The 19,284-nt window shown below is 71.2% G+C and carries 20 protein-coding genes, 1 tRNA gene and 2 pseudogenes; 10 read left to right on the top strand and 13 right to left on the bottom strand.

The window, feature by feature from the left end:
- Positions 1–109 precede the first annotated feature (109 nt).
- A complete protein-coding gene (locus EBO36_RS06675; protein WP_122823919.1) occupies positions 110–781 on the top strand; it encodes a maleylpyruvate isomerase family mycothiol-dependent enzyme in 672 nt (223 codons plus the stop codon).
- Positions 778–1,446, top strand: a complete 669-nt coding sequence (locus EBO36_RS06670; RefSeq protein ID WP_244925384.1) for a maleylpyruvate isomerase family mycothiol-dependent enzyme — start codon at positions 778–780, stop codon at positions 1,444–1,446. Before EBO36_RS06675 ends, EBO36_RS06670 begins: the two co-directional genes overlap by 4 nt.
- Before the next feature lie 37 nt (positions 1,447–1,483).
- Here EBO36_RS06670 and EBO36_RS06665 read toward each other — a convergent pair whose 3' ends face one another.
- On the bottom strand, positions 1,484–1,996 hold the full coding sequence (locus EBO36_RS06665) for a sugar O-acetyltransferase (protein ID WP_122823918.1): 513 nt from the start codon (positions 1,994–1,996) through the stop codon (positions 1,484–1,486).
- Positions 1,997–2,064: 68 nt separating this feature from the next.
- The gene (locus EBO36_RS06660) at positions 2,065–2,490 is read right to left on the bottom strand and encodes a DUF4259 domain-containing protein (RefSeq protein ID WP_122823917.1); all 426 of its coding nucleotides are present in this window, start codon (positions 2,488–2,490) and stop codon (positions 2,065–2,067) included.
- Positions 2,491–2,693: 203 nt separating this feature from the next.
- On the opposite strand from EBO36_RS06660, the gene EBO36_RS06655 reads away from it, so the two are divergent.
- Both EBO36_RS06655 and EBO36_RS06650 read left to right on the top strand, forming a co-directional pair.
- Positions 2,694–3,095: a RidA family protein gene (locus tag EBO36_RS06655; protein ID WP_122823916.1), complete on the top strand. Its 402-nt coding sequence runs from the start codon at positions 2,694–2,696 to the stop codon at positions 3,093–3,095.
- 508 nt (positions 3,096–3,603) lie between these two features.
- Positions 3,604–4,299, top strand: coding sequence for an rRNA methyltransferase (locus tag EBO36_RS06650; protein ID WP_164471385.1), 696 nt, complete (start codon positions 3,604–3,606; stop codon positions 4,297–4,299).
- Between the two features lie 251 nt (positions 4,300–4,550).
- Here EBO36_RS06650 and EBO36_RS06645 read toward each other — a convergent pair whose 3' ends face one another.
- Complete coding sequence (locus EBO36_RS06645) at positions 4,551–5,078, bottom strand: CGNR zinc finger domain-containing protein (protein WP_122823914.1); 528 nt, start codon at positions 5,076–5,078, stop codon at positions 4,551–4,553.
- Positions 5,079–5,182: 104 nt separating this feature from the next.
- On the opposite strand from EBO36_RS06645, the gene EBO36_RS06640 reads away from it, so the two are divergent.
- Positions 5,183–6,043: an alpha/beta fold hydrolase gene (locus EBO36_RS06640; RefSeq protein WP_122823913.1), complete on the top strand. Its 861-nt coding sequence runs from the start codon at positions 5,183–5,185 to the stop codon at positions 6,041–6,043.
- A gap of 90 nt (positions 6,044–6,133) precedes the next feature.
- Here EBO36_RS06640 and EBO36_RS06635 read toward each other — a convergent pair whose 3' ends face one another.
- Positions 6,134–6,961: an SDR family oxidoreductase gene (locus tag EBO36_RS06635; protein WP_122823912.1), complete on the bottom strand. Its 828-nt coding sequence runs from the start codon at positions 6,959–6,961 to the stop codon at positions 6,134–6,136.
- A gap of 86 nt (positions 6,962–7,047) precedes the next feature.
- Between EBO36_RS06635 and EBO36_RS06630 the strand changes: the two genes are divergently transcribed.
- Both EBO36_RS06630 and EBO36_RS06615 read left to right on the top strand, forming a co-directional pair.
- Positions 7,048–7,590 carry a TetR/AcrR family transcriptional regulator gene (locus tag EBO36_RS06630; protein WP_122825500.1) on the top strand — a complete coding sequence of 181 codons (543 nt, stop codon included), beginning with the start codon at positions 7,048–7,050 and terminating at the stop codon, positions 7,588–7,590.
- A gap of 1,267 nt (positions 7,591–8,857) precedes the next feature.
- Positions 8,858–9,634 (top strand): hypothetical protein, encoded by a 777-nt coding sequence (locus tag EBO36_RS06615; RefSeq protein WP_122823909.1) that lies wholly within the window; start codon positions 8,858–8,860, stop codon positions 9,632–9,634.
- 137 nt (positions 9,635–9,771) lie between these two features.
- Here the strand turns inward: EBO36_RS06615 and EBO36_RS15980 are convergent, their stop codons facing one another.
- Genes EBO36_RS15980 through EBO36_RS06600 form a run of 3 tightly spaced genes read right to left on the bottom strand, consistent with a single transcriptional unit; the run spans position 9,772 to position 11,796 of the window.
- Complete coding sequence (locus EBO36_RS15980) at positions 9,772–9,858, bottom strand: helix-turn-helix domain-containing protein (protein ID WP_122823908.1); 87 nt, start codon at positions 9,856–9,858, stop codon at positions 9,772–9,774.
- Positions 9,859–9,883: 25 nt separating this feature from the next.
- Complete coding sequence (locus tag EBO36_RS06605) at positions 9,884–10,981, bottom strand: NAD(P)-dependent alcohol dehydrogenase (RefSeq protein WP_122823907.1); 1,098 nt, start codon at positions 10,979–10,981, stop codon at positions 9,884–9,886.
- Complete coding sequence (locus EBO36_RS06600) at positions 10,978–11,796, bottom strand: DUF4386 domain-containing protein (protein ID WP_122823906.1); 819 nt, start codon at positions 11,794–11,796, stop codon at positions 10,978–10,980. Before EBO36_RS06600 ends, EBO36_RS06605 begins: the two co-directional genes overlap by 4 nt.
- A 125-nt stretch (positions 11,797–11,921) precedes the next feature.
- Here EBO36_RS06600 and EBO36_RS06595 point away from each other — a divergent pair, with 125 nt between their 5' ends.
- The 3 genes and pseudogenes from EBO36_RS06595 to EBO36_RS06585 all read left to right on the top strand — a co-directional run.
- Entirely contained in the window at positions 11,922–12,599 is a 678-nt protein-coding gene (locus EBO36_RS06595; protein WP_244925383.1) for a TetR/AcrR family transcriptional regulator, read from the top strand.
- Between the two features lie 257 nt (positions 12,600–12,856).
- Positions 12,857–12,976 (top strand): annotated as a pseudogene (locus EBO36_RS06590) (transposase); the annotation flags it as partial.
- A gap of 35 nt (positions 12,977–13,011) precedes the next feature.
- Positions 13,012–13,305 (top strand): annotated as a pseudogene (locus EBO36_RS06585) (tyrosine-type recombinase/integrase); the annotation flags it as partial.
- A gap of 126 nt (positions 13,306–13,431) precedes the next feature.
- On the opposite strand, the gene EBO36_RS06580 reads toward EBO36_RS06585, so the two are convergent.
- The 6 genes from EBO36_RS06580 to EBO36_RS06555 form a co-directional block, all read right to left on the bottom strand.
- Positions 13,432–13,505, bottom strand: a tRNA-Pro gene (locus EBO36_RS06580).
- A gap of 225 nt (positions 13,506–13,730) precedes the next feature.
- Positions 13,731–14,828 carry a hypothetical protein gene (locus EBO36_RS06575; RefSeq protein ID WP_122823905.1) on the bottom strand — a complete coding sequence of 366 codons (1,098 nt, stop codon included), beginning with the start codon at positions 14,826–14,828 and terminating at the stop codon, positions 13,731–13,733.
- Positions 14,825–16,396 carry a ribosome biogenesis GTPase Der gene (gene der / locus EBO36_RS06570; protein ID WP_387966950.1) on the bottom strand — a complete coding sequence of 524 codons (1,572 nt, stop codon included), beginning with the start codon at positions 16,394–16,396 and terminating at the stop codon, positions 14,825–14,827. Before der ends, EBO36_RS06575 begins: the two co-directional genes overlap by 4 nt.
- A gap of 44 nt (positions 16,397–16,440) precedes the next feature.
- Entirely contained in the window at positions 16,441–17,286 is an 846-nt protein-coding gene (locus EBO36_RS06565; RefSeq protein WP_122823903.1) for a lysophospholipid acyltransferase family protein, read from the bottom strand.
- Entirely contained in the window at positions 17,286–18,008 is a 723-nt protein-coding gene (gene cmk, locus EBO36_RS06560; RefSeq protein WP_122823902.1) for a (d)CMP kinase, read from the bottom strand. Before cmk ends, EBO36_RS06565 begins: the two co-directional genes overlap by 1 nt.
- A complete protein-coding gene (locus EBO36_RS06555; protein WP_122823901.1) occupies positions 17,987–19,108 on the bottom strand; it encodes a prephenate dehydrogenase in 1,122 nt (373 codons plus the stop codon). Before EBO36_RS06555 ends, cmk begins: the two co-directional genes overlap by 22 nt.
- Between the last annotated feature and the right edge of the window lie 176 nt (positions 19,109–19,284).

The raw sequence follows: 19,284 nt of genomic DNA, 5'->3' as shown, positions 1-19,284 counted from the left end.
CGCCGTGTGGGCGCTGTCACCGGAGGCCGCCTGTGCGTGCGTAGTGTGCACTTCACTATTCGTAGCGTCGGAGCCGATGGTGATCCGGCGCCCTTGAGAAGGAGCCACGATGCGGGCCTCGGCAGCGACGATCTGGCAGACCGTGCACGCCGAGAGGCGCCGGCTTGCCGCGGATCTCGCCGGGTTGCGCGACGACCAGTGGCGGCTCCCCTCGCTCTGCCCGGGGTGGGATGTCCACGACGTCCTGGCGCACCTGGTGAGCACAGCCCGAACCGGGCGCGTGAGCTTCGTCCGTGACCTGCTCATGGCGCGGATGGACTTCGACCGCGCCAACGAGAACGGGATCGCCCGGCACAAGAGCCAGGACCCGCGGGCCACGCTCCAGGCGCTCAAGAAGGCCGCTGACCTGACGCGGACCCCGCCGGTCAACCTCGCCACCCGTCTGGTCGAGGCCGTCGTGCACGGCGAGGACATCCGCCGGCCCCTCGGCATCGCGGGGCGGTACCCGGAGCCCGCGATCGTGCAGGCCCTCGGCTACCAGCTGCGCACCCCCGTCTCCTTCGGCGGCGGGCGCGAGCGCGCTGCGGGCCTGCGGCTCATCGACCGGAGCACCGGCGCGGCCTGGGGAGAGGGCGACGCCGTGGAGGCCGATGGCATCGACCTCCTGCTTGCCGTCTCCGGGCGCCGCGTGGACCAGGAACGCCTCGTGGGAGCCGGGGCGTCCCGGCTCGCCTCCACCACGCCGGGCGCGCCGACGACGGGCTCGGGAGCGCAGCGATGACGACGGGACCGGACGCCATGGCGTGGAGCGATGACCATCTGTGGGCGCTGGCGCGGGCGGAGCGGGCCGCCCTGGCGGAGGACCTCGCGGCCCTTAGCCCGGAGCAGTGGCGACACGCCACCTTGTGCGGGCAGTGGGACGTCGAGCAGGTTGTCGCGCACCTCACGGCGGCCGCGAGCACAGACCGGTGGCAGTGGCTGCGGAGCATGGTCGGCGCGCGGTTGCGTCCCGACGTGCACAACGAGCGGCGGCTCGCCGAGCACCGCGGCCGCACACCCGCCGCAACCCTCGACCGGTTCCGTGCGGTGATCGGCAGCACCACGGCACCGACCGGCCACACCCCGGCCTACCTCGGCGAGGTCGTCGTGCACGCCCAGGACATCCGCCGTCCGTTGGGGCTGCCTCGGACACCGAGCGTCGACGCCCTGACGCCCGTGGCGGACTTCTTTGCCCGACGCAACTTCGCCGTCGCCAGCCGCACGCACGCCGCCGGGCTGCACCTTCGGGCGGACGACGGGCCGTTCGCGGCGGGCTCCGGGCCGCTGGTCACCGGCTCGACGCTCGCCCTGGTGATGAGCATGGCCGGCCGCGGCGCCTACCTCGACGAGCTCGACGGACCTGGCGTGCCGACCCTGCGCTCACGCCTGGACGACGCCCGAGCCTGAGCCGGACGCCGGGAGCGTGGCCGCTACTCCCCCGCCGTCACTCCGCTGGGGCGGCGTCGAACCCCGTCATGCGGATCAGCCTGGCCGGGACACCGGCCACCACGGCGTTGGCGGGCACGTCCTTGGTGACGACCGCCCCGGCCGCGACGATGGCGCCGTCGCCGATGGTCACGCCGGGCACGACCGTCACCCGGGCCCCGAGCCACACCTGTCGTCCGATCACCACGGGTGCCGGGATCATGTCCCCCCGGCGTTCCGGGTCGACCGCGTGGTTGACGGTGACCACCGTGCTCCCGTGCCCGATCAGCGTCCCCTCCCCGATGGTGATGCCTCCGGCGTCCTGGAAGGTGCAGCCCATGTTGATGAACACGCCCTTGCCGAGGGTGAGGTTCTTGCCGAACTCGCAGTAGAACGGCGGGAAGACGGTCACCGACTCGTCCACCCGGCGCCCTGTCAGCGTGGACAGGAAGCCGCGGACCTCCCCGGGCGTCCAGTACGCCGCGTTGAGCTCAGTGATGACCTGCAGCGCCTCCTGGGACGCCTGGAGCATGAATCGGTGCTGCTCCGAGCCGGCCTCGCCGCGCGCGGCCGCGCCGCGGGGGCGCGGATCTTGCCGTGCTAGGACACGCCATCCGCGGGCGCCCCTAGGCGACTCAGCAGGGGCACCAGCGCTTCGCGCGCGGCACCGAGCTCCCCCGCCTCCTCCCACAGCTCGCGCCACTCGGAGCTGGCACCGAGCACTCGAGTGACGGCCAGCACGGCGAGCGCCCGCACGCCGTCGTCGAGAACGACGCCCTCGAGAGCAGTCGCGCTCGGGCCGTAGCTGCCTAGTTGCGGCCCGTTCGACTGGGCGGCGGCCACCAGGGCCCCTGCGGCAAGAGCGATCTCCGCCTCCTCGCTATTGACGTAGCCCTCGGCATGCGCGACGGCGGCGAGCGCATCGCGAATCATCGCCGGCCGAGCAGCCGCATCGGCGTCTGCGACGTCGCCCGCCCAGTCCGCAGCGTTGTCATTGTCGAACGGTCCGGTTCCCCAGGTACCCATCGGGCAACCGTAGTGTGCAGGAGGGCGGACAGATCGCCCGCGCCATGAGGTCTCGCCCCCCCCCCCAACCGGGGCCACGTCATGACCTGGCGCGGCACGCCGTCGGCGAGGTCGTACGTGATGCGGGTGAGGGCGCCACGCAGCGAGCGCCTCGCCGCATGGTCTGCCTCCTCCGCGGGCAACGGAGGCAGTTACATAGGCGTATGGAGAGGACGAAGCACATCAATCCCGAGTCGCTGCACTCCAGTCCCGCCTTCAGCTGGGTGGTGCGCGTGCCGGCTGGGTTCGACACGATCCACGTCGGTGGGCAGAACGGCGTCGGTCCCGACGGCGCCGTGGTCGGCCCTGGGATGTCCGAGCAGACGCACCAGGCCCTCGCCAACCTGCGGACCTGCGTCCAGGCCGCCGGCGCCGAGGTCACCGACGTCGTGAAGTGGACGATCCACTACGTCGAGGGCGCCGACCTGCAGGCGGGTCTCGCGGCCTTCGGCCAGTTCTGGCCGTCCGAGGCCGCGCCCCCTGCGATCACCGTCCTGAAGGTCTCTGGCCTCGGCCCGCCCGGCGCACTCGTGGAGATCGACGCGGTGGCCGCGGTACGGGGCTGAACGAGCAACCGCCCCATTTGGTCTCACATTTGGTCTCACCACTGGTGCCAGCGGCAAGCAACGGCGCCCCGCGCGACTTGTCACGCCCGCCTTACTAGCCCCTCGCCTACAGGACACCGGTGTCGGGCGCGCCGGGCGCGCGCGCCGCGCGACCGTCCCGAAATCAGCGCGAGACGCGGAGTGCTGGCACCTACCATCGCCTCATGCGCATGAACTTCCGACTCGGCTAGCGATCCGCTAGCTGAACGTGGCTCCGCCCGCGGCTAGCGATGCGAGGACCGACGAGACGTCCGTCCTCGACCGCTACGTGGAGGATCCGTCATGCCCTCGGTGCGCTTCGGCGCCGCGGCTGCCTCGTCACTCGGCGCGCGTGATCGCGCGCGGGTAGTCCGAGGCCACTTAGCGGCGCTGCCAGGACACTGCCGATGGCCGTGCCGCGGCGCCATATACCCCGCCCACGGAACCGGTAGCGGCACACCCTGCTGCCATCGGCGTGCGGGGGCTCGCGATGAGATTTGAGCACGCGCCCGCAGCCCACTACGGCGACTTCGCGAGCGGCGACGTTCTGTACTCGGCTCCCGGCCACCCGGGGTTTCCGGTGCGGCTCACCCTCGAGTTGTTCGAGCGTGCTCGTCTACTCACGGGACGATCTCGTGTCGGGGTGTGGGACCCGATGTGCGGAGCAGGGGGGATCGTCACGACGCTTGGGTTGGCACGAGGCGAGGCGATCACGCAGATCCTCGCCACGGATATCAGTGGCGACGCCACAACGCTGGCGGCAAAGAACCTTGAGCTTCTCACCGAAGAGGGGTTGCGGCGACGGGCCCGGCTGCTCGCGAAACGTTCCGACGCTCGAGCTGAGGTCGTCGAAAGGCTGCGCGAGCGCAGGCGAGGCGCATCACCGATCACGACCCATGTCTCGGTCCTGGACGTGACGCGCACGATCGACGTGGGGCTGCTCCCGCTCGGCGGTATCGACATCGTGATCGCCGATCTCCCCTACGGCGGCCAGACGGCCTGGAGCTCGGGCGCCCAACACCCGCCGTTACAGATGCTCCAACATCTCCGAGCTCATCTTTCCCGCCACTCGGTGATCGTGCTGTGCTCAAACCGCCGTATGGACTTCGCAGAATTGCCCGGCTCCCTGCGGACGTTCAAGCACGGCAAACGGATCATCAAGTTCTACCGTGGAGACGCCTCGTAGGTGAGTCAGGAAGAATGGAAGCACGGTCAACGTCGTCGGGAATCTTGACCCCGAAGTCGTCTCGATGGGCCGAGGACCACCGTATGGGTCTGGCGGTGAAGACCGAGCAGACCGCAGACGCCTTCGTGCCCCTGGGTCTGCGACGACGGTCCTGCTCTGGTCTGCCACGTTTCTGGTGAACTTCGCCCGGCTGCCGCTCCGCGCCTACATGCGCCGACGACGCTGAACGCCCAGGCATCTGCAGGCCCACGTCAGACCGTGGCCGACCGGCTCCCCCGTCGGCGTTGCCGGTAAGCCCTGGCCTTGATGACGTCGCCGCACTCGCCCATCGCACACCAGCGTCCTGACCGGTTGCGCGATGCGTCGTAGAACACCCACTGGCATGCCGGGTTGCCGCACGCTTTGAGCCGCTGCCACGTTCCGGCGACGTGGGCCTCGCACACGATGACCAACAGTTCCGCCACTGCGGTGGCGACCCCGTCCGCCGTCCCCGGCGCCGACGTCAGCCGTGGGTGCGACGCGCCGTCGGCTTCTACGACGAACGTGACCGTGAGCGGGTGCCGGGCGGCGAGCACCTCGAGCGCCCCGGTGTCGCCCGTCGTCAGGTAGGTCCGTGACGCGTCCCGGAACGCCACCAGCTCCGCCGGGCCGTCGGCCAGGCGGTCGACACCGTGGAAGCGGTCGTCGGTGTTGAGCAGCCCACGCACGACCTCAAGCGGCTGGGGGGCGATGCCCGGGCCGCCGCCCTCGCGCACCCACGCCTCGAGCAGTCCCGCCACGGCACGCTCCTAAAACCCATTGACGCCACGTCCGACACGGATGATAGTCGTCACCACCATACGCAGTTCACCGGTGACGCACCCGTCGACACGGAGAGGTAGTCATGTCCCCGATCGAAGAAGTGGCCCCCGAGCGGCCCGGGCGGGTGCGGGTGCACCGAGTACCGACCCGCCTCGGCATCCTCGCCGTCCACGAGCACGCCTCGCCCGACCCCCATGCCCCGGTGGCCCTGCTGTGGCACAGCATGTTCGCCGACTCCTCCTCGTGGGCGGAGGTTGTCCCCCTCCTGACGCCGCATCGTCGACTGCTGGTGGTCGACGGTCCTGGGTACGGCGAGAGCGCGCCGCTGACACGGGTGAGCAGCATCGGCGAGTGCGCCTTGGTGGGCGAGGCGCTGCTCGACCATCTCGGCCTGGTCTCGGTCGACTGGGTCGGCAACGCGTGGGGCGGGCACACCGGGATGCACCTGGCCGCCAGGAGTCCGGAACGCATCCGCTCACTGGTGACAATCAGCGCGCCGGTCAACGCGCTGTCACGGTCGCAGCTGCGGCAGGTCCGGCTGCTCACGGCGCTGGTGGCCACGCTGGGGCCGATCCGCCGGATCCGCGACATCATCGCCACGGTGCAGCTGGCGCAGCCCCGCGGTCCCCACCGCGCGGTCCTGGATGCCGCCCTCCGCGGACCGTCGCGGCGGAGCGTGGCCATGACGGTCCGCTCCTTCATCCACCGACGGAAGGACCTGTCCTGGGCGCTGCCGCAGATCGTGGCGCCCACCCTGGTCGTGGCTACGGACGACCGCTACGACTGGACGCCCGAGCTGGCGAAGGTCTCCGTCGACGCCCTGCGGGACGGCTCGTTCGCCACCATCACCGGCACGAACATCGTCGCCCCGCTCGAGCAGCCGGCGGCCACCGCCGCCGTCATCCGCGCGTTCTGGACCGAGCGCGCAGGGGACGCCATGTAAGTGGTCCGGGTTCGGCCGCGCTCGACGCCGATCCCGGCGTCCCTGGCCACACACCGCCAGCGTCCCGATCGAGGCGGCTGGACGCGCCTGCTAGCTCAATCCGCTGATGCGAGCGCCGACGGCGTCGCCCACCCGGGTGGGCAGCACGGCTTTCATCGCCATCATCACGTGAGCGTTGGCCCCGGCCAGGTAGCGCGCTCGCGGGTGTCGCGCCTCGAGGGCACGTTGGACGACTCGAGCGACCGCGTCCGGGGGGATGGCCTGGGACTCGAGGCGCCTGACTACCCTGCGCAATCCGGCCGTGTGGCGGCTGTAGAGGTCCCGATGGGCCGGTGACATCTGCTCGTCCATATCGTCGATCATCGTGTGGATCCCCCGCCAGGTTCCAGTGTCGGTCGGGCCGGGTACCACCACCGACACGCCGATGCCCCAGGGCCGCACCTCCGCCCGCAAGGCGTCGGCGAGTCCCTCGACGGCGAACTTGGAGGCGCAGTACGCACCCTCCAGAGGAACAGCCATTCGACCGCCGGTCGAGGAGATGAACACGATCCGCCCACGGGCGGTTCGCAGTCGTGGGAGGACGGCTTGCGTCACCGCGACCTGGCCGACGACGTTGACATCGAGCTGGCGCCGCAGGTCCACCAGCGACACGGCCTCGATCGGGCCCAGGACGCCAATGGCGGCGTTGTTCACCAAGGCGTCGAGGCGGTCGGGCAACTCGTCGGTGAGAGCGTTGACCTGCTCGTCGTCGGTGATGTCGAGCTGGATCGGCTTGATGGTTCCGTCCGCTGCCACGAGGCGTTCCCGACTGGCGTCGTCGCGGACGCCGGCGAAGACCGTCCAGCCGGCGCGGACCAGTCGCAGGGTGATCGCTTCCCCGATGCCGCGTCCGGCCCCCGTGACGAGTGCTGTGCGCATGGTCGCCGCTCTCCTTCGCCGTCTTGCCCAGCACGACCAACGTACTACTGTCGTAGTGCGGTGTCACTACCTTTATAGTGACCAGCGTGACGTCGCTCCGTGACCGCGCCCTCGATGCCGCCGTCGAGCTGCTCGGTACCCAAGGCCTGAAGGCGCTGACCCATCGGCGAATCGACCAGCATGCACAGCTGCCACAAGGGTCGACGTCGAACTACTTCCGAACTCGCGACGCCCTGCTCAACGGGGTGGCGGGTGCCATCGTCGAGCAGGAGATGGCCGCCGCCGGCCCGGCGTTCGCTCCCAAGTCGGCCGACGAGTTCCTCGACGCCCTGGTGGCGCTCGTCGACCGCGTCACCCGCGACCAGCGGACGGAGACGACGGCGCGGCTCGTCCTGTTCATGGAGGCGAGCCACGACCCATCCCTGCGCGACGCCCTGTGGCATGGCCGGGCCCTGTTCGCGGCCGCCCTCGAACCTGTCTTACGCGGCCTGGGTGCCCGTGACCCCCACACCTCCGCCGGGGCCCTGATGGCGTGCTGCGAAGGACTCATCCTGCACCGCATCGCCCGGCACGACGACACCGACGTCCGACCGTTCCTCGACCTGGTGATGAAGGGCGCGCTGGCCTGATCGTCCGCGATCACCCGCGCACCAGCGTGCCGCCGGTTCGCGACCGTGCCGCCGGTCGCACGCTGGGCTGGTACGCGCTCATGCCGCTGTGCGCCCGCGGTCGACCCGCGCGCTGACGCTGCCTGGCACGCACAGCTCCAGTCGACTACTGCGGCTCGCCTCGCCGGAAGTCGCAGGCGGCTCGCGGTCAGCCCAGCGGCTCACGCCTTGTCTGGAGCCCGCGTCCGCAAACTGACGCGCGTGCGAAGCAGTGAGCCGGCAGCAGCTGCTAGAAGTGCGCCAGTGGCCACGACGACAGCAAGGTCGTGGCCGAAGCGTGCGAGCCACCCAAGCATGCCGGGCAACGCAGGGACCACTCCGTCCTCCGGCGCCCCAATCGCTAGTCCAAGTGCCACCAGACAGGTGGATGCGCCGCCGGTCCACAAACCCACCCTGGGGTACCGCGAGCCGAGAAGCGCGGCGACAGCGGTGAACACCGCTATCGAGATCAAGTAGGACTCGCTGTACGGCTGGTCCGCGGAGAAGTACACCCAGTTCCGCGCGAGCTCATTCGTCAGTGGTACGGCAAGCAAAGCGATCGCCGCCCCAGCGATCGCTGACTTCAAGCGCGACCGCCGATGTACGGCCGACCTATCGGTACCCGTCGTCACCACCGTGTGACCCCCTCCGTCTGGGATTCCTCCCTGCCAACATAACCGCCGCGATCACCAGGCCGCAGCGATCGGCGCACATTACGCGTCTCAAAGGTCACAGCCCGCTCGCCGCGCCACTGCAGGAGCCGGATGAGGGGCGGGCCGTCGACTAGGTAACGGGCTTCGCGTCCGTCCGTTGGGTCTCCGGTCTGGTGGAGACGTGGAAGGGCCGGGGTGCCGAATGGCCTCGCGGTGATCTTCGCGGCCATCGGTGGGCACCAGCCAAGGCGCTCGGGTTCGGTGATCGCTGCCCACACCTCCTCTATCGGGACGGCGAGGTGGCGCTCGGTGATCGAAGCGCACACCTGCGGCCAGTGGCTCAGGGCAGGGGTCGCCTCCTCGTGCAGCAGTCCCCCGTTTTGCAGTGGGAAGTCCGTGGACGGTCAGCCGATAGCCCGATCGGGTACTCCAGTCTGCCCACACCGCTGTCCAAGCGGAGGGACATCTCCAGCAAGCGCCAGTCGACCATGGGGATGACGTATGCGGTGGCCGTCTTGGCGCCGCTGAACGAAAGGCAGTAAGCCATGTCGACGTCGGAATCGGCGAGAGTCCGTCCCGCCCCAGGGAAGTCCACGGTGCAGATGCTCAGCGCAGCTGACGTGATTCGCATTCACGAGGTAGCGATGGGGCAGTTGATCCCCGCAATCCATAATGGGTTGCCTTACTCCGGGCTGCTCCGGCATGCGTGCTGGTTGTCCTACGAGGTTGGGCTGATTGCGGACGATCGGCTCGCACTAGCGCCGCAGGCGCTGAGTGAGTTCTCGGCTCAGATCCGCGAGCCCGGGGCGCTTGAGCGGCTCCCGCTCGCGCGACCATGGAAGCGCTACGTCACCGCGGTCATTAGCGCTGGCCACGACGCGAAGGATGTCGATGACCTCAAGCGGTCGATAGCCGCGGTGAGGCGGCCGGAGATCACCAATGAACTTGAGCAATTCTTGGGCGAACTCCTGCCCGGCTTCGCCGCGTCGTCGGCTGAGACGACACTTTCGGCGAGTTCCGAGGACGACGGTGGCGATACCGATGGGGGAGGCGATGTTGACTGGGGGGAGGTCCTCGAGGAGGACGTGACAGGCGCGGTCGTCGGTGCTCTGTCTGGTTTCGCGGCGGTTGGAGTCGTGGCGGTCCTCGGCGGGCCGGCGGGTGGGGCTGCGACTGCGGGTGCCACCGCGGGAGCAGCTGTGGTCGGGGGCGTCGTGGGATCAGGCGTGGAATACCTTGAGCGGGACGCCGTCCGGGACGCGAAGATTGCCGTCACCGAGTCCGACGGGAACAACCCGTGGGTTCCCGGTGAGGGCGCCGACGGCGACGGCGGCGGCCGTTGGCACGATGGCGATGGCTACGGATTTGGGTAGCATCTCCGAGCCCTGATCCACCAATCGGGTCCGGGGGTGTGAGCGGGGCGTGTCTCAATACGAGGCCCGCGCTCGGAGCGACATTCACATGACGGAGCGTGTCCCAGGACGTCGGTCGGGGTCCTCGACGTGCACTCCTACCCGCGGGCCGAGGTGGCACTGCTCTTGGAAATGCCCGTCTGCTCAGCGACCTCCGTCAGCGTCATCCCCCGGCGCGCATGCACCGCCTTGAGCCGGGTCGGTACGTGCTCAGTCGATGCGGACGACGACCCGTCCTAGCGGCTGGCCGGACATGAGGTGGCGCATCGCCTCTGGCACCTGGTCCAGGGAGAAGATCGAGTCGAGCACTACGCGCACTTGTCCCGTCTCCATGAGGCCCGCCAGCGTGCCCAGCGACTGCCGCTTGTCTGATGACGCGAAGGACCCGCCGCGTAACTGGGGGGACACGGCCGAGCGCGCCACTAGTCCCAGGAGGCGCGGGATGCTGCCGAGCCAGCGGTGCCCGATCGCGCCGAATGCGTCGTGCCCGATCAGGACGTAGCTCCCCCGCGGGTGCAGTGCACGGCGTATGGCCCCGAAGGAGTGGTTGCCGGGCACGTCGAAGATAAGGTTCCACTGCTCACCGCTGCGCGTGAAGTCCTCTGACGTGTAGTCGATGACTCGGTCCGCGCCCAGGGACCGCACGAGTGCGAGCTTGCTCGCGTGGTCGACACCGGTGACCTGCGCGCCGTAGGCCTTGGCGAGCTGTACAGCGATCGCGCCGACGCCTCCCGCGGCACCGTTGACCAAGACTCGCGACCCGGAGGGCACCCGGTGCTGCGGCAGGTTGTTCAGAGCGATGAGCCCGGCGGTCGGCACCGCGGCCGCCTCCTCGAAGCTGACGCCGGAAGGCTTGAGCGCCACCCCTTCCTCGGGGGCGGTGGCGTACTCGGCGAATGCACCGCCGTTGCTCCACTGAACACCGCGAACGGTCTCCCCGAAAACCGCGTCACCCGGCTTGAACCTGGTCACCGCGCTGCCGACAGACTCCACCACCCCAGCGACGTCGGTCCCGGGCACTCGCTCATGGGGGCGTCTGATCCCGGAGCCCATAAGCCGGAGCACCACCGGCCGGCCAGCGACGACGTGCCACACATCCGGATGCACGGAGGCTGCCCGGACCCGGACCAACACCTCGTCCTCGGCCGGCTCCGGCCGGGGGACATCGCTCAGGTTGAGACGGTCGACGGAGCCGTAGCCGCTCTGGACGATCGCTCTCATGGTCGGACCGTAGTGGACCGGCTTCCACTCGAACGGGCGACCGCGCTTCGGAAAGGGCGATGCCGGCGTGATGTTGACGGTTGTCATGGCTGGCTCCTTGGTCGCAGCGATGCGGTGTTTGGGGTCGGCGGTTGGCGATCGTCGTCTTGTGACTTATCTGGGTGCAGTGCGGCGCGCGGGGTGCGGACGCCGACGGTCAGTAGGTAGCCGAGCAACCAGATTTCCGCGATTGCGGGGACGATCGTGAAGAAGACGTGAATCTGTCCCGCGAGGTCGGGGAAGAGGAAGGCGACGACCACGTCTGCCAGGTAGCTGACCGTCGCCACGACGAGGACGATGCCGAGGGGCTTGGGAAACAGCCGCGACCGGTAGGCGAGGTAACCCAGGGGCGTCAGCCACAAGGCGAAGAACACCTGGGCAGCGCGGATGCCGTAGTGCTCGATCTCCAGTAAGAGCAGCACGAGTGCATCTGTCTCGGCTTCTCCGAACGCCGTCACGTAGGTGTCGGTGGTCGCTGCCTGCAGGGCAACGAACATGAAGACGGTGCTCGTGGCCTTGATGCCGGCCGCGATCACCACCGGGAGCACCATCAGGCGGGCAGCGTGTTTGCCGACGTGTTTGAGCAGCACGTAGAGAGTCACGGCGGTCAGAACGAAGAAGACCGCGTCCGCAAGATGAGCGACCACCCCGAGCCGGACCAGTCCAGGGTTGGCTGCCAGGTTCCCTGACGTGGCTCCCGCATCTCCTGCGACGTAAAGGGAGGGTCCCAAGTAGCCCTCGGAGAACCCGCCGGTGATTGCGACCGCGAGGTAGAGGATGCCCGCGACGCGGCCGAGGCGCTTGAGATCGGTGGGAGGAACGCCGGGGGGTTGTTCGGTGAAGATGCTGCTTTGGACGCTCATGGCGCCCTCCTTCTGCTCGCGGAGGCCTTTGGGATGAGTACACCGTATACACTGGTGCGTACGCTGTACGCTCGTCAATAGCGTCGCAGTCCGAAGACCTTGGAGCTACGAAGGAGAATCGGCCGGTGACAACCTCGAAAAACCGTGCGTCCGGACATGCCCCGTTGACCCGGGAGCGCGTGCTCCGCGCCGCGATCTCTCACGCCGACACCGTCGGGTTGGAAGGCCTCAGCATGCGTGGCCTCGCCGGGGTGCTGAAGGTGGCGCCGATGGCGCTCTACCGTCACGTCGCCAACCGCGAAGACCTTATCGACGCGATGATCGACGTCGTGTTCGGTGAAGTCGTGCTGCCCTCGGGGGGTGCCGACTGGAAGACCGCCATGCGCGAGCGCGGCTTGTCGATGCGCGACGTGCTGACGCGGCACCCCTGGGCCATCGGCCTGATGGAGTCGCGGCGGCATCCGGGGCAGGCGAACCTGCGACACCATGACGCGGTGATCGGCAAACTCCGCAGCGCCGGGTTCGACGTCGCGATGGTTGCGCACGCGTACTCTCTGCTGGACAGCTACATCTACGGTTTCGCTATGACGCAGGTCCGGATGGCGGTTGAGACCCCGGCGGACATGACCGCAATGGCCAATGACATGTTCGAGCCCTTTCCGCTCAACGAGTACCCCAACCTTGCCGAATTCGTGAACGACCACGTCATGGCGGCGGGATACCAGTACGTCGACGAGTACGGGTATGGTCTCGACCGCGTCCTAGACGCCATCGAGAGAGCATGGGCCGACAGCGGATCTTAGGAAGCTCGCACCCACCCTCATGACCTTCCGTGCAGGGCAGCGCGAGGCCGGGAGGCTTCCTCGTTGTGGGCGATACCCTCAGCATCGCCGCAGGCAGCACCCCCCTGGGCCCGACTGCTCTTCAGGGGAGCGCATTGCGGCCGTCGTGGGCGCGCAAACGAATCCGGCAACGGGTGAGGCCCCCGGAGTGGTGTAGTTCGGGCCCCTGGCTTCGGTGACCGTGTCGGTCCCGGACGTTGAGGTGCCACCGCATGAAGCAAGCCCTCGTCGACGCCGCGGCGACGGCGTTCATCGGCGCCGCCCCACACGAACGAACCGCGACCCGTACGACCCAGCGCAACGGCACCCGCGACAAGCTCGTGGCCATCACGAGCGGGCCGCCGAGCCGTGGTGGACAGACACCGGCTTCGTCTTCACCACCGAGTGGGGGCCGCCCTGCGATCCCCGCAACGCCCTGCGCGCCCTCAAGGTGGCAGCCGCGCGGGCGGGGCTTCCGGACGTCGGGCTGCACACGCTGCGCCACACGGCGGCGACCGTCATGCTCCTCAACGGCGTGCCCCTCAAGGTCGTCTCCGACATCCTCGGGCACTCCTCGATCACCATCACCGCCGACATCTACGGGCACGTGACGCCCGAGGCCGCCCGCGACGCGCTCGCCAGGCTGAGCTCGGCCCTCACCGGCGGCGGGGCGCCGACGCCCCAGTGACACGCCAGCCCGGCCGGCGCCTCAGCGGACCGATTGGTGTCAAAACTGGTGTCAACGCAAGAAAAGAGGCCCGCAGCGGACCTCAGGAAGTCCGCCTACGAGCCTCTCACCAGCACGTTCTCTGTGTCGGGCTGACAGGATTTGAACCTGCGACCCCTTGACCCCCAGTCAAGTGCGCTACCAAGCTGCGCCACAGCCCGTTCGACCCGCTCAGCGGGCCGGGATGAGACTACCCCAGCCGGAGCCGTGGTCGGAAACCGGCCCGCTCCCCCGCCGCATCCGGCCCGACCTACCGCCGGTTTCGCCAGACCCCCGAGCCCGCCAAACCGCTGAAACCCGCGGTCCGCGACCGGCCGGGCGGGCCCCCACGACACCCCGGCTGTGATCATCCCCACCCGCGTCCAGCCCCGACACGAGCCGCAGCGTCAGTTCCCGCCCCGCGCCACCACGCCGCGCGTGAGCCGCCCCCGCTCCGCGCCCACCACGACGAGCGCCACCACCGCCACAGCCATGCCGAGGCACGCCGGCCACGGGTCGAGCCGGAAGAGCGCGACGAGGGTGATGAGGAGGTTGACGACGATGGCGACCCGCAGCCACTGGAACGCCTCGGCGCGGTCGCGGCGCAGGAGCATCACGCCCCGCCCGGCGAGCAGCACGGACAGCCCCAGCGAGCCAAGGGCGACGATGACGGCCCAGCGGGGCGGATCGCCGTCGCCGGTGACCGCGAGGGCGATCACGGCCGCGTCGATGCCCGCCACGGCCGCGAGGAGGGCCACGCTGACCCCCGTGGTCCACCCCTGCCGCACGAGCCCACGGAGGGCCTCAGCGATCTTGGTGGTGGTGCTCTCGATCGGGTCGGGCAGCTCGGCGTGGTCCTCGGGGACGACGGCGAGCAGCGCCTCGACCTCGGCCGCCCCCGTCGCGGCCCGCCCCTGCGCGAGGAGCTCCTCGGCGTCGGCGCGCCGCTCGGGGCTGAGACCCCCGGCGACGCCGGCCACCGCGTGGTCGGCCGCCCCGGCCAGGTACTCGCTGGGGGCGTGCGCGCGGCGCCCGTGGAGGAAGTCCGCGGCGACCATGACGAGCATGAGCGTCACGTACATGATCATCGGCGCGGGCCGGTAGAAGTAGTCGTTGTCCTTGGTGAGGAACTTGCCCACCTCGTCGATGAACAGCCCGAACCCGACGCCCCCGAAGAACGCCACCGCCGGCCGCACCACCGGCCCGATGAAGGACAGGGCGAGCACCAGGGCGACCGCCATGAGCAGCCCGCCCCACAGCACGTGCGCGATGTGCAGGGTGGCCCCGCCCACCTGCGGGAAGCCGGTGAGCTGGAGGTAGGCGCGGGTGACGACGATCGTCAGCACCGTGAAGATGACGAACCCGAGGATGTGCTCGACGGCTCGCGGGTCGCGCGGCAGCCCCCAGCGCAGCAGGACCGGGCGGCGGCTCGCCGCACCCGCACCCCCGGCGCCGTCCTCGCGTGGGGGGACGGCGCCGGCCCTGCTGCCGGGGGCGTGGCTCATCGGCGGCGCTTCTCGCGCACGCGCACGCTGATCTCGATCGGCGTGCCGACGAACCCGAACTCCTCGCGCAGCCGGCGCTCGATGAACCGGCGGTAGCCGGCCTCGATGAACCCGGTGGCGAACAGGACGAACCGCGGCGGGCGGTTGTCGGCCTGCGTGGCGAAGAGGATGCGCGGCTGCTTGCCCCCGCGGACGGGGTGCGGGTTGGCCGCGGTGAGCTCGCCGAGGAAGGAGTTGAGCTTGCCCGTGGAGATACGGGTGTCCCAGCTCGCCAGCGACGTGTCGAGGGCCCGGACGAGGCGGTCGACGTGCCAGCGCGTGCGCGCCGAGACGTTGATCCGCGGCGCCCACTGGATCTGGACGAGGTCCCGCTCGATCTCACGGTCGAGCTGGTCGCGCCGCTCCTCGTCGACGAGGTCCCACTTGTTGTAGGCGATGACCAGCGCGCGGCCGGAGTCGATGACCTGCTGGATGACGCGGGTGTCCTGCTCCGTCATCGTCACGGACGCGTCGACGAGGACGACGGCGACCTCCGCCTTCTCCAGCGCGGCCTGCGTGCGCAGCGAGGCGTAGAAGTCGGCGCCCGACGTCTGGTGGACCCGACGGCGGATGCCGGCGGTGTCGACGAGCCACCAGGGCCGCCCGCCCAGCACGACGAGCTCGTCGACCGGGTCGCGGGTGGTCCCGGCGACCTCGTCGACGACGACGCGCTGCGTGCCGGCGATGGCGTTGAGCAGGCTGGACTTGCCGACGTTGGGGCGGCCGAGGAGCGCGACCCGGCGGGGCCCGCCCTCGGGGATGACGGTGCCGGCGGCGGACACCTCGGGCAGGACGGCCAGGGCGGCGTCGAGGACGTCGCCGGAGCCGCGCCCGTGGAGCGCGGAGACGGGCCACGGCTCGCCGAGGCCGAGGGACCACAGCGTGGCGGCGTCGGCCTCCTGACGCGGGGAGTCGACCTTGTTGGCGACGAGCACGACGGGCTTGCCCGAGCGGCGCAGGAGCTTGACGACCTGCTCGTCGGTCGCCGTCGGACCCACCGTGGCGTCGACGACGAACATGATGGCGTCGGCCATGTGGATGGCGATCTCGGCCTGCTCGGCGACGCGGGCGTGGATGCCCGCGGCGTCGTGCTCCCAGCCGCCGGTGTCGACGAGCATGAAGCGGCGCCCGGCCCACTCGGCGGGGTAGCTCACGCGGTCGCGGGTGACGCCGGGGACGTCCTGGACCACGGCCTCGCGGCGGCCGAGGATGCGGTTGACGAGCGTCGACTTGCCGACGTTCGGCCGGCCGATGATTGCCAGGACCGGCAGCGGGCCGTCCGGGGCGCTGTCGTCCACCCCCTCGCCGAGGTCGTCGAGGAGGGCCTCGTCGTCCTCCTCGAGGACGTAGTCGGCCAGGCCGGCGCGCAGGGCGGCGGCGCGCTGCTCGGCCTCGTCGGTGCCGACGCCGTCGGCTGCGGGGGTGTCGTCGTCGATGACCGGGACGTCTGCTGCGGCGGTCTCACCGACGCTCTGGTCGTCGGTCATCGGCTCGCCCTCGGGGCGCTGGGTATCACTCACGTCGCCCATTGTCCCGTGTCCGGGCACCCCGAGGCGACTTCGCCCCGCCGAACCTACTCGACGGCGTCGGCGGGGAGGGCCACGCCGGTGCGCCGGACGGCATCGCGGACGTGGTCCGCCAGCCCCGCCTGGACCGTCGCCAGCGCCGCGGCCATGGCCGCGCGGCCGCTCCCGGCGGCCCGGCGAGCGGGCGTCGCTCCCCCGACGCCGGCGTCGGCCGCGCCCGTCGGGGCCGATAGGGCTGACGGGGCGCCGTCGGCGGTGTGGGCGGTCTCACCTGCGGCCCGGGGCGCCGCGGCGTCGGAGGCCAGGGCGGCGACGTCGATGGGCGCGCCGAAGACGACGTGCAGCTTGCCGCGCGGCGGCGGGACGTACCCGACGTCCTTGCCCGAGGGCCGGGTGCCCAGGCACGCGACCGGCACCACCGGCGCGCCCGTGCGCAGCGCGAGCCACGCGACGCCCGCGCGCGCCGAGGCGAGGTCGCCGCGCCCGCGGTTGCCCTCGGGGAAGATGCCAACGACGCGGCCCTCCTCGAGCAGGCGCTGGGCGACGACGAGCGCCGCGCGCCCGCTCGCGCGGTCGGTGGGGACCTGCCCCGCCCAACGCATGAGGAACCCGATTCGCGAGGCGAAGAACTCCTGCTTGACGAGGAAGTGCGACCCGCGCGGGACGGCGCCGTGCAGCACCGGGCCGTCGACGATGCCGATGTGGTTCGACGCGATGATCACCGGGCCGGTGGCCGGCACGTGCTCCTTGCCGAGCACGGTGGTGTTCCAGTAGACGTGGTCGAGGAGCTGGCCCACGCGGCGCGACCACACCGGCCCGCGGCGCGCGATGTCCTCCGGCCGGACGCGCTGGCCGAGCGGCCGCTCGTCCGCGGCCCGGCCGGAACCGGGCATCAGACGGCCGCCCGCACGACGTCGAGCACCGCCGCGACCGTCTCCTCGAGGGTGAGGAGGGAGGAGTCGACGGTGACGACGCCGTCCGCGGCGGTCATGAACGCGGAGACGGTGGAGTCGTCGGCGTCGCGGCGCACGACGAGGTCGCGGGTCGCCTCGAGCGTGGCGTCGTCGTCGGCGCCGTGGAGCTCGCGGGCGCGGCGGGCGAGGCGGGCCCGCTCGTCGGCGATGAGGAGGAGGCGGACCGTGGCGTCGGGGGCGACCACCGTGGTGATGTCGCGGCCCTCGGCGATGATCCCCCGGCCCTCGCTGCGGCCCTCCCCCGGATGCGTCTCGGCGGCGATCTCCGCGCGCTGGCGGCGGGCCAGCTCCGCGCGGACGTCGAGGTTGGTGGCCACCACCGAGACCGCCGCGGTGATGTCGGCGCCCCGGATCTCGTCGGTGATGTCGACACCGTCGCAGACCACGCGCGGGGCGTCCGGGTCGGTGACCATCTGCAGCGGCATCGCGCGCACGGCGACGGCGACCGCCGCCGGGTCGGTGAGGTCGACCTCGCGGCGCCGGCACCACCACGTCGCCGCCCGGTACATCGCGCCGGTGTCCAGGTAGGCCAGCCCCAGCTCGGCGGCCACCCGCCGGCTGATCGTCGACTTGCCCGACCCCGACGGTCCGTCGATCGCCACGACCATCGGTCGTCCACTCACTCCGCCACCACTCTCCATCCTCGTTCGTCCAGTGCCTTCTCCAGCGGACCGACCGCCGTCGGCAGCACCGCGAGCCGCGCCAGGCCGGCGCGCGCGCCCGCGGAGTGCTCGAGCTGCAGGTCCTCGATGTTGACGCCGGCCTCCCCCACCTCGGAGAAGAGCCGGCCGAGCTCGCCCGGCGCGTCGGGCACGAGCACGCTGACGTATCCGTACCGGCGCGGGGCGCCGCCGTGCTTGCCGGGGATCCGGGCCGCGCCCGCGTTGCCCGCGCCGACGACGTCGGCCAGCGCCGCCATCGCCCCCGGGGTGAGCGGGCCGTCCTCCGCGGCGCGGTCGAGGGCGGCGACGAGCGCGTCGACGTCGCCGCGGACCTCGCGCAGCGCGCGGGCGACCGGCGCGGCGTTGCCGGCAAGGATCGACGCCCACAACCGCGGGTCCGACGCCGCGATGCGGGTGACGTCGCGCAGGCCCTGGCCGGCGAGGGCGAGGGCGCCGTCGGGCGCGGTCACGAGCCGGGCCGCGACGAGCGACGCCGCGAGCTGGGGCAGGTGCGAGACGAGGGCGACGGCGTCGTCGTGCTCGTCCGCCCCCAGCCGGACCGGCGTGGCGCCGAGGTCGACGGCGAGGGCCCGGACGGCGAGCACCGCGGCCGGGAGGGACTGCGGCGTCTCGACGACCACCCAGGGGCGGCCGACGAAGAGGTCGGCGTCGGCGGCCGAGGCGCCCGAGCGCTCCCGACCGGCCATCGGGTGGGAGCCGACGTAGCGCGCGGCGTCGGGCCCGGCGGCGAGGACCTCGTCGACGACGATCCGCTTGACGCTGGCGACGTCGGTGACGACGGCGCGCGGGTGGCGGCGGAGCTGGGCGAGGACGACGTCGGCGGTGACGTCCGGCGGCGTGGCGACGACGACGAGCACCGGCTCGGGGTCGGTAAGCGTGGCAGGGGTGCCGGCGCCCATGTCGCGGGCGAGGGCGAGGGAGGCGGGCGAGGCGTCCTCGAGCTGGACGGGCACGCCCGCCGCGCTGAGGGCGAGGCCCACGCTGGCGCCGAGCAGGCCGGCGCCGACGACCTTGACCGGGCCGGTCGTCGCCAGCCCGGGAGTGTCCTCAGGCGTCACGACGGTCGCGCCTCTCTCGATCGGGTGCCGCCTCGCGCGGCCTGCCGAAGACTACCGCCCGCCGCCCTGAGCCGACCCCCGGCCCGCTCCCCCACGCTGGCCGGGCGACACCTCACCTCACCCACCCCCTCGTGATCGTGCAGGAACGCTGGGGCGAGTCTCTCCCTGGTGATCTT

Source organism: Georgenia faecalis (assembly GCF_003710105.1).
Classification (GTDB): domain Bacteria; phylum Actinomycetota; class Actinomycetes; order Actinomycetales; family Actinomycetaceae; genus Georgenia_A; species Georgenia_A faecalis.
The sequence above is the reverse complement of the archived record's forward strand: the minus strand, read 5'-3'. Positions and strand labels throughout refer to the sequence as shown.